11 protein-coding genes are annotated in these 13,762 nt (G+C 58.3%); 1 reads left to right on the top strand and 10 read right to left on the bottom strand.

Annotated elements, in window-relative coordinates:
- Nucleotides 1-6 precede the first annotated feature (6 nt).
- From ACERK3_10695 to ACERK3_10665, 7 genes are all read right to left on the bottom strand, one after another.
- Nucleotides 7-1,119: a Gfo/Idh/MocA family protein gene (locus ACERK3_10695; GenBank protein ID MFA9478764.1), complete on the bottom strand. Its 1,113-nt coding sequence runs from the start codon at nt 1,117-1,119 to the stop codon at nt 7-9.
- Entirely contained in the window at nt 1,116-1,862 is a 747-nt protein-coding gene (locus ACERK3_10690; protein MFA9478763.1) for a hypothetical protein, read from the bottom strand. Before ACERK3_10690 ends, ACERK3_10695 begins: the two co-directional genes overlap by 4 nt.
- A gap of 11 nt (nt 1,863-1,873) precedes the next feature.
- The gene (locus ACERK3_10685) at nt 1,874-2,632 is read right to left on the bottom strand and encodes a sugar isomerase domain-containing protein (protein MFA9478762.1); all 759 of its coding nucleotides are present in this window, start codon (nt 2,630-2,632) and stop codon (nt 1,874-1,876) included.
- Nucleotides 2,616-4,934: an alpha-N-acetylglucosaminidase TIM-barrel domain-containing protein gene (locus ACERK3_10680; protein ID MFA9478761.1), complete on the bottom strand. Its 2,319-nt coding sequence runs from the start codon at nt 4,932-4,934 to the stop codon at nt 2,616-2,618. Before ACERK3_10680 ends, ACERK3_10685 begins: the two co-directional genes overlap by 17 nt.
- Before the next feature lie 5 nt (nt 4,935-4,939).
- Nucleotides 4,940-5,977, bottom strand: coding sequence for a hypothetical protein (locus ACERK3_10675; protein MFA9478760.1), 1,038 nt, complete (start codon nt 5,975-5,977; stop codon nt 4,940-4,942).
- A 102-nt stretch (nt 5,978-6,079) separates the two neighbouring features.
- Nucleotides 6,080-7,030 (bottom strand): hypothetical protein, encoded by a 951-nt coding sequence (locus ACERK3_10670; GenBank protein ID MFA9478759.1) that lies wholly within the window; start codon nt 7,028-7,030, stop codon nt 6,080-6,082.
- A 34-nt stretch (nt 7,031-7,064) separates the two neighbouring features.
- A complete protein-coding gene (locus ACERK3_10665) occupies nt 7,065-8,198 on the bottom strand; it encodes a substrate-binding domain-containing protein (GenBank protein MFA9478758.1) in 1,134 nt (377 codons plus the stop codon).
- 375 nt (nt 8,199-8,573) lie between these two features.
- Between ACERK3_10665 and ACERK3_10660 the strand changes: the two genes are divergently transcribed.
- Nucleotides 8,574-10,232 (top strand): PEP-CTERM sorting domain-containing protein, encoded by a 1,659-nt coding sequence (locus tag ACERK3_10660; protein ID MFA9478757.1) that lies wholly within the window; start codon nt 8,574-8,576, stop codon nt 10,230-10,232.
- Nucleotides 10,233-10,427: 195 nt separating this feature from the next.
- Here ACERK3_10660 and ACERK3_10655 read toward each other — a convergent pair whose 3' ends face one another.
- The 3 genes from ACERK3_10655 to ACERK3_10645 all read right to left on the bottom strand — a co-directional run bounded on the left by ACERK3_10655 (nt 10,428) and on the right by ACERK3_10645 (nt 13,672).
- Nucleotides 10,428-11,615: a radical SAM protein gene (locus ACERK3_10655; protein ID MFA9478756.1), complete on the bottom strand. Its 1,188-nt coding sequence runs from the start codon at nt 11,613-11,615 to the stop codon at nt 10,428-10,430.
- 49 nt (nt 11,616-11,664) lie between these two features.
- Nucleotides 11,665-12,768 carry a TIGR04053 family radical SAM/SPASM domain-containing protein gene (locus ACERK3_10650; protein MFA9478755.1) on the bottom strand — a complete coding sequence of 368 codons (1,104 nt, stop codon included), beginning with the start codon at nt 12,766-12,768 and terminating at the stop codon, nt 11,665-11,667.
- 151 nt (nt 12,769-12,919) lie between these two features.
- Entirely contained in the window at nt 12,920-13,672 is a 753-nt protein-coding gene (locus ACERK3_10645) for a sulfite exporter TauE/SafE family protein (GenBank protein ID MFA9478754.1), read from the bottom strand.
- Between the last annotated feature and the right edge of the window lie 90 nt (nt 13,673-13,762).

Raw genomic sequence — 13,762 nt, 5'->3', positions numbered from 1 at the left:
CCAGTTTCAATCGCGATTGCCTTCCCCGACCGCGCCGGCGCTTTCCAGTCGAACCGGTTGGCGAGCCTGTATGCTGTCATAGCACGCGTTCATCGTCTCGATCGTCGGCCGATGCCATTCGAGATTGATCAAGGGTTGCCGCTGGTGACGGATGCAATCAACGAACTCGTCAATCATGCCGATCCACTCGTCGAAATAGGTGTACTGCACGGTGTAGCGATCGTTCGGGCCGCCGTTGTGATAGACGTTGGGGCCGAAGCAATCGCAGGCGATCGTTCCCTTTTCGCCCACCACGGTCACATTCACTTCCATCCGCTTGGGGAACACCTCCCACCCCGGCCCGGGCACGGTCAGTCGCTCTTCCATGCGCGACCAGGAAGGGTCGATCAGAAACACACTGCCGTCGGTCATTCGACCGTTGGCCAGCATCATGTCTTCGACTTCCAGGTCCTGCCGAAGGTTCGGACCCACCTCGGCATGAATCAACTCAAACTCCGCCCCGGTGAGGTGCCGGATCAGGTCGAACGCATGCGGATGATCGCATAGGGCGCCGCCTCGGAAGCGGGCATCGCCGTCGCGCAGCGGCATCCGAGATCCGTAGCTGACTTCAGGCACGCCTTGCCACGGGAATGCCCAGACGGGCGAGAGGGTGATGTTCGTCGCCTGAATTGAAAGAACGCGCCCCAGTTCGCCGCTGGCGACCAGTTCCTTGAGCCTGCGAACCACCGGGTTGTAGTGCAGTTCGAGTTCCACCTGGCAGACGATGCCAGCGTCGCGCACCTGGGCGATCATCTGGTCATACTCAGCCAGGTCGAAGCTGGGGATCTTCATCATCAGGATATGAATACCCCGTCGGGCGCAGTCGCTGAGTTGATCGAGGTGACGATCGTTGCTCGAAGCGATCACCACCGCTTCGATTTCGGGATGCTTTTCGAACATCTCCTCGGCGCTCAGATAACACGGCACATCCTTTTCATACAGCCGAAAGACGTTCAATGCCTGGTCATCTTCAGCGCAGGCTGCCACCCAGTCCAGCTTCTTGTTTTCACGCAAAGTCTGGTAGTACTTGCGTGAATGCCCGTGCGTCAGTGACATCATCGCGATTCGCAACGGTTTCATACAGCCACCTCCTTCAGTTCCACCCGCCGCCCGGTGTCGGCCGACTCAACCACACCGCTTACCGCCCGCTCCAGCGCAACATGTATTTGATTCCACTGATCCACATACTTCGGCTGCTGAAGCAGATGGAAGGCCGCACGAACCAGTCGCCTCTCGTCGGCGGGCAAATCGTAAAGCTCCATGTCATCATCCTGAAAACGCCGCTCGCCCTCCCCGGCAAACACGTAAATAGAAGACTGCGGCACTTGCGTATCGACCACGCGGTCACAGGCAATGCCGCGTCGGGCGATCAGCTCGTGACGATCCAGATCGCCACTGCCAGCAGGCAGGCGGTTGGAACATTCGAGGCTGGCGATCTTGCCATCCGCCAGCCGAACAATCACATTCACCACCGACGAGCCAGCCATCACCGAAAAGACCTCAACCGGCGGCGAGCCCCCGAGAAAGGTGCACAAATCCAGCTCACGATAAAGCAAACGCTGCAACGGGGTATCGGCACGCATCCACGCGAACCGCAGGGTTGAAAGCGATTCGAGCGTGCCCCCCTCGACGATGTTGCGCAGTTCAACGAACCGCCGTTCCACCCGCCACGGCAGCAGCGAAGCAATCTGACCATCAGCCTGCCGCAGCGCGACCGGCACCCCCGCCTCCTGGTCCGGCTGGGCAATCAGTTCGCCTGCCTCGCCCACAGGGTACTTCGCGACCAGCGCACCGAGGCCGGCGTTCATGCGTGAAAGATCCATGATGCAATTCCTTACAGCGATTTGACGCGGGGCTTATATTTTTCAACGTATCGTCGGTTCTTTTCATCACCGCCTGGCGCATTGGCGCTGTTCCAGACCGGCGGCTCAATCCCGCGCTCGACACACTGACGAACGCACTCGATCTCCAGCAGATGGGCGATCGCAAAGTCCACCAGGTTCGACACCGGACCGATAGGCGCTTCGCAGCCGGGAACTTCCACAACCGCGTCGCCCACCGGGTTGTAGTCGTCGATGCAGACGTCCGCCAGATCGAACAGATTCTTCCCCGACGGATGTCGAATGAAATGGTCCGAAGGCATTTCATTCTGCCAATAAGAGCTGGAGACAGCGATGATCTTTACACCGCTTTCTTTCGCTTCCATGGCAGCGTCGATCGTGGCGGCATTAATGCCGATATTGTGAAAGAGGATCATCAGATCCCCCTGCTGCAGATCGTAATACTTCAGAATCGATCGGCCGTAGTTCACGCAGCGCTCCAACTCCAGATACTTGAGCGCCTGATTAAACACCGATAGCCCGGTTTCCATCAGTGGGTTGATGTTGCTCAGCCCGCCGGCACGAAAGAACATTTCGCCCATGACCAGTGTCGTATGCCCGCCGCCGCCATAGACGTGGATCAGACGGTCCTGCTCGATGGCGTCCGCCATGAGTGCCGCCGCGCTCTTGATGTTGTCGCCTTGCTCGTCGGTTACCTTTTTAAGGTTTTTAAAAACCGCTTGCACGTATCCGAAATCATTCAATGTTGCCATGAGTCACCTCCTTCACGCGGTTTGCGATATCGATAATCGCCTCAGTTCCATCCGCCATTGCATTCAGACACTTTGAAAGGCCTTCAACCGCCTTCTGCTGATCGGGGGCCATATCTTTCAGGGGGCGCTCATAAAACGAATCCGCGACGCGCTTCTGCCATTCGATGATTTCCGCTTCGGAATACGTCGGCCATGGACGATGGCCCGCGTCGAGATGCTCCTGAATCTTCTGCGTTGCCACGTCATGCTCCGGCAGATAGACCGCCTTGAACAACTCGGTGACATAAGTCCGGCAATAGTTGTTCTCGACGTTCCCCTTCAGCGTCTTTTCAAATTTTGGGTTGCACGGATACTTCTCGCCAAGATCCTGCAATGAAGCGTAAAGCGAGTATGTGTTGTCCGCAGCCAGCAGGTCGCCCAGCAGCGAGACCATGGTTCGGTTGGCTGCCATCATCGCGAGAATGTGATCGCGGTTGCCCTCGCCATCGGACCATCCGTGAAGCTCGCGCACCACACGGAAGTAGCCGAAGCTCAACACCCGCGTCGCCGCCGTTCTTGCCATGTCGATCATGTCACGCTGAACAAACGCATGCGCGTCTTCGAAAGGCATCGCCGCCAGCGCCCGGAAAATCTCCGGAACAGCCCGAATCGGCTCTCGATGCGATTCAATGAACGCATCCGCATGATCGACGAGGGTTTCGCCGCGTTTGAACAGTTGATCCAGCGGTGCGAAAAACACCTCGGAGAACTGATGACTCCAGTAGCGGATACTGATGATCGGAAGCATGGCCCGCCAAAGGCTCGCCATCTCTGCGCCCTGCGTTGGATATCGGCTGCTGCAGAACGATTCGAGGAAAGAGCGGATCGTGATGTTGTCCGCACTCGGATCCCACGCGTTCGCAGCCAGATACTCCAGCATCAGCGTGTCGCTGTGCGAACACTCCGGCCATAGAACCATCCCCTTGCACATCGGATCGTCAGCAGCAATCGGCAGCCGACGCTCAAGGGCGTCATAGTTCCCTCGCAATTCCGTATTGGGCGCGTAGGCATGGAATATCCCGAATATCCACGGAAACTTTCCGACCACGCCCCAATCCTGAAACGTGTTCTCCTCATCGCCGCTGTCAGAGGTGTAATCAAACAACAGCGTGTTCAGCGGATTCAGCTCTGCCAGCAATTCACGCACTTCAGGCGACGTCCACCGCATCGGGAAATCCCAACTCGCAACGAGCAATGGCGCATTGGGATACTTGCTTCGCAGATTGCTGATGATCCTTCGGTAGGCGTATCGCTTGAGCTGCTGGTTTGACTTGCGGTCAGCGTAACAAAGACGTTCAGCCAGCCCGATGGTATGAAACATCTCCGGCGATCCGTATTCACGGATATGCGCTTCCGTCAATTGAAAGTACGCATCGAGATGTCTGTCCTGCCGAATGTCCCAGACCAGGCCGGTGTCTTCACTATAGCTGGACGTGGTCTGCGGCAGGAAGTCCGGCTTTACCTTCTCCAGGTAATCCTTCGGTGTTCGGCTGTACCAATGCGTCATCGTCCCGGTGTCTTCCGGATGAATCAGATCGCGCTCACGCGCATAAGCAAGAATCTTTCGACGCAACTCGCTGCGTATTTCCATGCTCCAGAAAAGATCGCGATCGTTATAAGAACGCTCGATGGACTCGGGCACTTCATATCCCGGATCGCTGACAATATCTGGAAACGCCTTCTGGAACAGGTCGTCGAACCCAATGCGCAACATGAAAAGGTTCATGCGCTTTTTGATAATCCAGTCAATTTCCTGCTTCCACTCGTCGAAACTCCAGTGCTCTGCCTGGAAACGGTTCAAGCCCCGGTGAGCGAAGTATCGCAACCCGCGATATTCGAACCGTGGTTTTTCGTGGATATGCAAATCGGATATGTCGATATGCTCCCGCTTGGGAACAATATCGCCATCCCAGAAGTATCGACAATCCGCCCGAAGCTCAAAGAAGCGGTAAACCGCATACAGCAGTGCACGCGGACGTCCGCCAGCGAGGAACAGGAGCTTTCTCCCGTTATCCGTCGCGGACACGATTTCGTAATCATCGGCATCCGTCGTGATCGAGAAGTCACGAATGGTGTTGTCAATGATTTTTTCGAATGCATATGCATTCACGGCGTCCGAACCCAGGACAATCAGATCACCCTGCGAGTCGGGTTCGGTGGTCACGGCAAGGCGCTGCCCTGTCACCTGAAACCAGAGCGACGAAAACGCATCTGCGGCGATACGGCAGATTCCGGTTTCGGACGGGATGAAGATCTTCAGCATGCCGCTCATCCTTTCTTGCGAAGAACCCGCTGGTAATTGTCACCGATGCGTCGCCATAGCTTCAGGGCATCCGGCGCAGCGAGCACCGTGCCGTGGCCGCCGCGGTAGGTCCAGGCGGACAGGCGGTCCACGCCGAGCGATTCGTACAAGTCAACCACGCGATCGATCTGGTCAAAGTCGGCAGGCTGCTTGTAATACCCCATCAGCCAGCGTTCGGAAGCCTTGCCGTACTTCTGAGCGATTTCCACCGTGCGTCGCGTGATGTGCTCGAAGAAATGGTCGGGCAGTTCCCAACTGATGATCGTGGTGGAGAACACGTCGAAATAGGGGCTGGCGGCGACCATATCCCAGTTGTCATAGCCGCGCTGTTCCGTGACGTAATAGGAATTGAGTGTTGCATGGACGCAGCAGGTGATTTCCATTTCAGGCTTGAGTTCCTTGATCTTCCGGGAAGTGTCTTCCAGAATGAAAAGGGCCTCGCGCCAACGGAATTGCTTGACGTCATCGGTCATCAATCGCGGCATTTCATAGCCGTAGTAGGCGTGGAACTTCTGCTGGCAGACCGAGCATCGGCAAGCCCAATCTTCGCCGGTTCCGCCGGTGATCGACGCAAACGATTTCGGCAAAGCGTAGTGCGGTTCATCCCAGAAGAAGCCGTCCGCATTGGTCTCACCTGCCAGTGTCAGGCAGAATCGCTGGAAGTAATCACGGAACGAAGGCGTATTAAAGCAGGCCGCAATGAGTTTCTCACCGGTCAACGCCGAGACCTGTCGGTTCTCAATGTTGTTCTGCAGAAACAGGCTGACCTGCTCGCCGCCGAAGTATTTTCCGATCCCCCATGGGTCGATCAAAACGCGCAGCCCCATTTCATGGGCTTTATCAACGATGCGAGAGATATTGGGTCGCCAGAAATCAAAGTCGAATTCTGTCACCGCCAGGATGACGGTGGTGCAGCCGTGCTCAAGCATTTCAGTGAAATCCTGCTCGGCATGTTCTACATAATTCAGGCCATAGTAGCTGATCGATGTCTGTGTCACCGGCATTTCAAACGACTCCGTGCGAGGGTACGAGGTTCACTCAGTCGCGGGTTAAAACTGAAACTCAGTCACACACCGCTCTGCTTCAGGGTTTGGACTTCAGCGCGATCATTTTTTCTCGGCAAGTTCGGCCGCCAGACGCTCGGCCACTGCGTTCCAGTCATCATTGGATGCTTCGAATCCGCTCAGTCGAACGCGATAACTGAAGCTCACGCCTTCTCCCTGCGGCGGCATCACGCGCAAATAAAGTTTGCTGTGATGCGGACGATTCCAAAAGAAATTGCGGTCCGGCGGATCCCCGGCGTACGCTTCGGGGTAGGCATAGACCACACCCATTTTCAGCTCCGGCGCATACATCGCCGCCCAGCGGATATCTCGACGCAGTGAGAAGCTGTTGTCGGAAAGAAACGTACCATGCTGCCGCTGGCCGTCCGCTCGTTCGACGTACCACTGTTCGAGTTGCTTGCCGAAGCAGTGCATGAAGACGTACATGAAGTTGATTGACATCTCCGGGCCTTGGAATTCAAAGTGCATGTCTTCACTTAGCCCGTTCTCATTCAATTCGACGCGTGCAGTATGGCGGTATGGGCCCAGGTCTGATTCCTTGACTAACGTGAAGCTGCGACCACTGCGTTCCCATGGGCCTGTCTCATGTTCGCTCAGAGCATACGGCTCCCCATCTACTTCGAGCGACAGAGAAACAACGACCTCCTTCCCGTGTCCCGTGCCGATCCAAGGGTCAGGCCGCTCGTCGCCGGTTTTCTCCACCTCGACATTGAGCACACTCTGATACGCGCCGGTTTCGTTGAGCAGCTCCTCGCCGCGATAGCTCACAGCGGCCAACGTCCACGCTGACGCCTTCGCGAAACGGGCCTCGTACTCACCGATCGCCACATGAAGGTACGACTCGGTAAGCCATGCTCGGCCCGTCGACGACGGCGCGGCCGCGGCTTCCGAGGCGACAAGAACTTGAGCGTGAACTATTGAGCACAACATCGCGATCAAGAGCGCAACGGCCGTCATGTTGGCGGACAGGAAGCAGGGGCGTTTTACATACATGATGTTCATCCATGCCTTCGCAAGGACCGCGAGGCTAGTTCCTTGCAACGTGAAACGGAGCTTCCAGAAACGAGTGCGGGCCCCCCGCATCTCCGGCCTCTTGAGGCTCAAGGCCAGCAGCAGTGCTACCGCGGACGATCAGTTCCGCTTCCAGATATCGAAGAATTTTTGATGTCTGACCAGGAAACTGGATTTTTGCGTGCAGGGCTTCCACCGCCATCTGCGCCATCGCCCGAATGGGATAGCGAACCGTCGTCAGCGACGGGAACGTTTCCCGTGCGATCGGCAGATTGTCGAAGCCAGCGATCAACACCTGATCGGGCACGGAGATCTTGCGTTGATGGCAGAGATTCAACACCCGCGTCGCCAACAGATCGTGATAGCAAAATACGCCAAGGCGACCGCGTTTACGGCGGGACAGCAACTCACCAACCATTTCTTCACAAGCTTCATGATCGGTGTGATCCACCTGGATCATGTCCTGAGGCTCGAGAAGCAGATCGTCAGCCAGAAGTCCAGCCCGGAAGCCGAGCAGACGTTCATCCGACTCAATACCCTGCTGACCGATGTAGGCGAAGCGCGTGGCCCCCTGCTCGATCAGATGGCCAGCCACCGCCTGGGCCGCCGGCTGATTGTTAACCATGATCGTGTCCACCTCCCATTGCTGGAGTCGACGGCCGATCATGACACAAGGCACTTTCAGTGCCTGATACCAGGCTTCATCCACTGCCTGCGCGCGAGGACAAATCAATAGCCCGTTCACGCCATGCTGAACCAGACTGGTGAGACGCTGCTGCTCCCGCGCAAAGTCGTAATGGCTGGTAGCCACCAGCAGGTTGGCCCCGAATCGGCTGGCCGCTTCCTCCAGATGATCCACCAGCCGTGCAAAGTAGGCGTTGTCCAGCGACGGGACGACACAACCAAGCAACAACGGCTTTTTTGTATTACTTTTTAGGGGAACAATCCGTTGGATCACAAAGCCGCGGCCCTCGCGGGCAATCCAGCCTTCCGCCTTGAGCGTCTCGTAAAGCAGAAACGACGTCTTTAAAGACACGTCCTTCTGACGGGCCATTTCTCGGATACTGACGAACGGATCGCCCACCTGCCCATAACGCCCCCGGGTCAGGTCACGACGGATTTCAATTTCGAGGGCGGATCGCTTAGCCATTTAATGTAATACTTTTGTTATACATACAGGTTTCGAATAAATACTACAATTATCACAGATCGCTGTCAATGAAATCAAGCGAATTATCCGTCCCTGCATGAACCGAACGCAACGACGCCACGCACCGCCGACCTTGATCAGCGGCTTGCCGCTGCGTCTGATGCAGCGGCAAGCCGCCATGCGTTCTCTTAAAAGCACGCTGAGATATGAGCGATCGTTTCGATAATCGGAATAAGCAAATAGATTGGCGATTAAAGCATTGGAACCCAATGCTGTGATCAGTATGCTTAACTTCGCTCCATTTAATAAGACGGGGCACAAGGCTCAAAGTGAATCATTTCAAGAAGATTGCATAAGCACAAAGGAGGATTCGATATGGGTACACCAATGAAAATGGGTCGAAAGAATATGAAGATCGCTCGTGCTGCACACAGCGTGTTGGCGGCGTGCCTGGCGTCCGGTCTGGCGGTGGAGACTGCAACCGCGGCAAACATCACTTGGGACGGACCGACCTCCGGGACGGTGAACTGGGATGACCCCAACAACTGGAGCGGCTCCTCGACGCCCGGAACCAGCGATCACGCGTTTGTTACGGATGAGCTTACCGGCGACCGCACGATCATCACGCCCGAAGGTAATTACACCATCGATCGTTTAGATTGGATTCACCAGGACGTGGATTTCATCAACACGCTACAACTTGGTGGCAATCTGACGGTTGCGGGCTCGGATACTGGAACATTTAACAATCGCGCGTACTTCCAGAATCAGACGGGAGACGCCAGCAAGTTCGTTGTCGATCTCAATGGGCACACCCTCGCGTTCCCAGACTGGGTGAATATCAATACGGGGAACAACCCCGATGGCAGCCCGCGCACCAGCATTTTCGCCACCCCTGTTTCATTCACCACAAGCAATGGGCCTGCGACGATTGAACTGCGTGATCATCGCCAATTTGCTGTCCAAACCAACATTGGTGCGGATGTCACCGTGCGAACGTCCGGCGATCAAAGCGGTAAGACATTCGTTGCCGGCAACTGGGACATCAACTCCACCTATCACTATGCAAACACGCCGGGCACCGGTAATCCCACAGCAGCGCTTTTCCCCTGGAACGGCTTGGGCCATTTCATTCTCGGCGACGACACGAATTCCAGTCGTTCGGTCATGAGTGTTCGCTACGGCCACTCGCAAAGCAGCGATGAAGTCTTTCGGATTCGTAATTCGTTCACCATCCACCCTTCCACCAATCCGAACAGTCCATCAACCCTGCGGTTTACGACAAATGCGAACCATGCAGATCCGCACATCTGGGTCGGCGGCGATTACCACGACTATGTGTCGGGCAATCACGATTACGAGTATCAGGACGGGACCCGCTATCTCGTCAACCTGCTCGATGGTGGGCACATCACTTTCCAGGGCAACCCCAATACCGCACGCGTGGTACATATCGAGCGCACGGGCATTACCGCCACGAATTTCAATGTCGGTGTGGATTCGGACAACGTCGGCAACATCGTGCTCACGCACAACCTCAGCACCGAAGCAACCTTCGCTGTGCGTGAAGGCTCAACGCTCGATATCAATGACAAAACGATTGTCGCAGGTGAGTTTGTCGGCGAAAGTGGCATCAACCTCAGCTACACGATCGGCTCAGGCGCGAGCGGTTTGATCGAACTGATCGCGACTGACTTCACCAACAACACGCTTGGCGAGGAAACGATTATCACCAATGGCACGCGCCATGGTGACGTGACCTTGAATGATTTTGTCCTCAACATTACACACGATGGCACGTGGAATGATGGCGACACGCTCGTCCTCATGACGTATGAAGGCACACTCAGCGGTACGCCGAACCTCTTGCTGGGTGATTTGCCTGCGGAAGGTTTCAGCTACGATCAGTTTCTTACAGACAACGGCGAAGTTCGCTTGACGAATGTGGTGATTCCCGAGCCGGCGTCGCTGGGCTTGCTGGTTGTAGGAGGGTTGCTGACGTTGAGCGGCCGCAGGCGTCCAATGCGATCTTAAGCAGGTCAACAAGCGCCAGCCCGTAGCGACGGGCGTCGTCGAAGACTGCTATCCCCTCGCCGGCATGATGTATATCGCCCGACCAAAAGCCCTTCGGCACGCCGCCGAGGGGCTTTTTTTGTGCACCGTCAGCCGGCAGCTGACGATGGTGAACATCGGCAGACGTTCAGCCCACCAGGGCGTCGGTGCATTGCGTCACACGGCCTTGCTCAAGCAGCCCACTTCGCGGTCGTCGAGGTAGCAGTTCGGGTCCATGCCCAGCCAGTCGCCCGTGGCGGCCTCGGCTCGCGTGCGGAGGTTGCCGTTGCACAGTTCGAGAAACCGGCATCCCCGGCAGCGGGCCGGCAGGTGCGGTCGGCGGTCGCGCAGCGCAGCCAGGCGGGCATCGTCCGCGTCGGTCCAGATGCGGCTGAACGGTTTATCACGCACGTTGCCGCAGTTGTAATGCCAACTGAACTGGTCATAGTGAACCTGCCCCACCGGATCGATCGAGGCGATGTTGCAACCCGAGCGGTTGCCGCCCGTGCCTTCCAGCCGACGGCGGACTCGCTCGGCCATGATCGGGTTCTCATGTTCGAGTTGCATGACCAGATAGGCCGCGTCTGCATGGTTGCTCACGGTGAGCACTTCCAGCGGGCAGCCTTCGTGGTGGAAACGTCGCGTGAGCGCGAAGATGCGATCGACGACCTTGCGTGTCTGCCGGCGCGTCAGATCCACCTTCTGCATTTTGCCGCCCCGGCCGGCGTAGGCAAGGTGATAGATGCACAACCGCTGCACATCGTGCGCTCGGCAGAGTTTGAATAACGGCTCGAGCTGGTCGGCGTTGAGTGCGTGCACCGTAAACCGCACACCAACACGAAGGCCGCGCGCCCGGCAACGGTCGATGGCCGCGAGGCTGGCGTCGAACGCGCCGCGCATGCCGCGCAGCTTGTCGTGGGTCACGCGCATGCCGTCGAGGCTGATGCCCACGTAGCGCAGGCCGAGGTCGGCCAACCGGTCGGCCATCGCGTCGTCGATGAGCACGCCGTTGGTCGACAGCGTGCAGTTGAGCCCGAGTGACTGTCCATACGCCATCAACTCCAACACGTCAGGCCGAGCCAACGGCTCGCCACCGCTGAACAACACAGCCGGCACGTCGAATTGCCGCAGATCTTCCAGCAGCGTCCGACCTTCCTCATGCGTCAACTCACCCGGCGCGGCGTTCGCATCCGCCGAGGCATAACAGTGCACGCACCGCAGGTTGCACGCCTTCGTCACCGCCCACACCACGACCGGCCGAGGCACGCCGTCGGCCGACTCAGCCGACCGCACGCCGGTGTGCCCGTAACGTAAAGTCTCATTACCCGCCTGATGATCGCATAGAAGATTGCTGACGCTGAGCATGTCGGTCCGTATCACTTTCGAGTTGCGCACCGTGCTGTAAATCGTTCGCCTATCGGCTTGCGGCGGCAACGGCCTCCGGTACGAAGCTGCAATCCGGCTCGGAAGCGAGCGGGTCGCCTGAGACGGCGTAGGCCCGCGCTCGACTCCCGCCACAGACATGCCGGAACTCGCACACGCCACACTTGCCACGGAAACCGTCAGGATTGCGCAGCTGCTTGAACAGTTCGCCATGCTGATAGACATCAACCACGGAGTCTTGTGGAAATCGGCCGCAGGTGATGGGCATGAACCCGCTGGGGAAAACCTGGCCCACATGGCTGACGAACATGACGCCGTTGCCGTCGCGTACGCCGGTCATCGGCGGCCCGGTCGGGCCTCCAACTCCGCCGGCCGCGGCGGTGACGCGCGGCAAGGTGTCGGCATGCTGGAGCACAAATCGTCGATAGTGCGGCGCTTCGGTGGTCTTGATCGCGTAGGGCTGCGTTTGCGACTGCCGCCAGAGTATCTCGAACGCCTGCTCGTACTGCTCGGCGGACAACCGCGGTTCGACGCGCCCTCGGCCGACGGGGACGAGGAAAAACAGCGACCAGAGCGCGATGTCGAACAGCGCAAGCTGGTGAGCCATGCGGTCAAGCTGATCAAGGTTACGCTGCGTGACGGTGGTGTTCACCTGCGTCGACAGGCCGAGGTCGCGGGCGTCGCAAAGGATGGACAAGGTCTGGAGGAAACTGCCCGAGACGCCGCGCATGGCATCATGCGTGGACGTGTCGACGCCGTCGAGGCTCACCGCCAGTCGGTTGAGGCCTTCGGCTTTGAGCCGGGCCAGGACGTCAAGCGTGACCAGCGGCGTGGCGGACGGCGTCAAGGCGACGCTGAGCCCGAGTTGCCGTCCGTGCCGGATGATCTCGAACAGGTCCGCGCGTTTGAGCGGATCGCCGCCGGTGAGGACGAGCAGCGGCGGGCGCGGAAACGTGGCGAGTTGGTCGAGCAAGGCGAACGCCTGCTGCGTGCTCAACTCGTTAGGATGTCGGCGCGGCTGTGCACACGCCCGACAGTGTCGGCAGACGAGGTCGCACGCACGCGTCAACTCATAGAACACCAGCAGCGGACTGGTGTCGAAGTCGAAACTCGGCGGCAGTTGATAAAGCGGCATGACCCGACCTGCCTGAACACGCCTTCGCACCGACGGCCGACGGAGCGTCTCGGGGCGAAAGCGGTTGCAATTGATATCGGCATGCTACGTCGATACGGACAGAATATCAAGACTAAGTAGTCTTTTTATAGTCCGTTTTCGCAATCCTCCCTCAGCCCTGCCATAGCGGAGCCGCCAGCTTCACAGCGGCCACGAGCAGAACCACCGCAAGCAACCGACGAATGGCGGGGGTTGCCAGGCGCTGGCTGCCGAGTCGTGCGCCGATGACGCCGCCGATCACCGCGGCGGGGGCGGTCCATGCGATCAACGGCCACGGCATTTCACCGCCGACGAGCAGATGGCCGGTCAGCCCTGTGATGGAGTTGACGAAGACGAACGCGGCAGCGACGGCGGCGGTCTGCCGCGCCGTCGCCCACCCGGCCAGCAGCAGCAACGGACTGAGATAGATACCGCCCCCCACACCGGTGAGGCCGGAGATCAAACCGATCAACGCCCCCGCTGTCAACGCCAGTGCAATCGGCACGCGCCGAGACGGATCCATCGTCACAGTGGATGTCGACGCCAGCCGCCACGCTGCCCAGATCAGCGCCGCCGCCACCAGTGGCTGATAGGCCCACGTCGGCAAAGCGATCATGCCGCCGACGAAAGCCAGTGGCATTGACGCGATGGCGAACGGGAGGAATCGGCTCCAGACGAAGTGCCCTGCCCGGGCGAACTGCACCGTCGCGAGCCCGGCCACAAGGATGTTCAGCATCAGGGCGGTGGGCTTCATGGACGCCGGTGCGACGCTGAGCATCGCCATCGCAGCCAGATAGCCCGACGCGCCGCCGTGGCCGACCGATGCGTACAGCGCTGCCAGCCCGGCCACGAGTACCGCCAGGATCACCAGTTCGATTCCGGTCATCCCGATCGCCTCATGCGTCACGCCTCTGGCAACGGTTACTCATGGCGTTCAATGTCGGACGGTACAGCCTACTTCGCGTCGACAGCGCGT

The organism is Phycisphaerales bacterium AB-hyl4 (genome assembly GCA_041821185.1).
GTDB lineage: Bacteria > Planctomycetota > Phycisphaerae > Phycisphaerales > Phycisphaeraceae > Natronomicrosphaera > Natronomicrosphaera hydrolytica.
This window is presented reverse-complemented; position numbering and strand designations above follow the sequence as displayed.

What these genes read in the sequence shown, in the direction of transcription:
- ACERK3_10645 (MFA9478754.1), bottom strand. Translation starts at nt 13,672, where the DNA reads ATGACCGGAATCGAACTGGTGATCCTGGCGGTACTCGTGGCCGGGCTG.
- ACERK3_10690 (MFA9478763.1), bottom strand. Translation starts at nt 1,862, where the DNA reads ATGGATCTTTCACGCATGAACGCCGGCCTCGGTGCGCTGGTCGCGAAG.
- ACERK3_10680 (MFA9478761.1), bottom strand. Translation starts at nt 4,934, where the DNA reads ATGCTGAAGATCTTCATCCCGTCCGAAACCGGAATCTGCCGTATCGCC.
- ACERK3_10670 (MFA9478759.1), bottom strand. Translation starts at nt 7,030, where the DNA reads ATGTATGTAAAACGCCCCTGCTTCCTGTCCGCCAACATGACGGCCGTT.
- ACERK3_10655 (MFA9478756.1), bottom strand. Translation starts at nt 11,615, where the DNA reads ATGCTCAGCGTCAGCAATCTTCTATGCGATCATCAGGCGGGTAATGAG.
- ACERK3_10695 (MFA9478764.1), bottom strand. Translation starts at nt 1,119, where the DNA reads ATGAAACCGTTGCGAATCGCGATGATGTCACTGACGCACGGGCATTCA.
- ACERK3_10660 (MFA9478757.1), top strand. Translation starts at nt 8,574, where the DNA reads ATGGGTACACCAATGAAAATGGGTCGAAAGAATATGAAGATCGCTCGT.
- ACERK3_10650 (MFA9478755.1), bottom strand. Translation starts at nt 12,768, where the DNA reads ATGCCGCTTTATCAACTGCCGCCGAGTTTCGACTTCGACACCAGTCCG.
- ACERK3_10665 (MFA9478758.1), bottom strand. Translation starts at nt 8,198, where the DNA reads ATGGCTAAGCGATCCGCCCTCGAAATTGAAATCCGTCGTGACCTGACC.
- ACERK3_10675 (MFA9478760.1), bottom strand. Translation starts at nt 5,977, where the DNA reads ATGCCGGTGACACAGACATCGATCAGCTACTATGGCCTGAATTATGTA.
- ACERK3_10685 (MFA9478762.1), bottom strand. Translation starts at nt 2,632, where the DNA reads ATGGCAACATTGAATGATTTCGGATACGTGCAAGCGGTTTTTAAAAAC.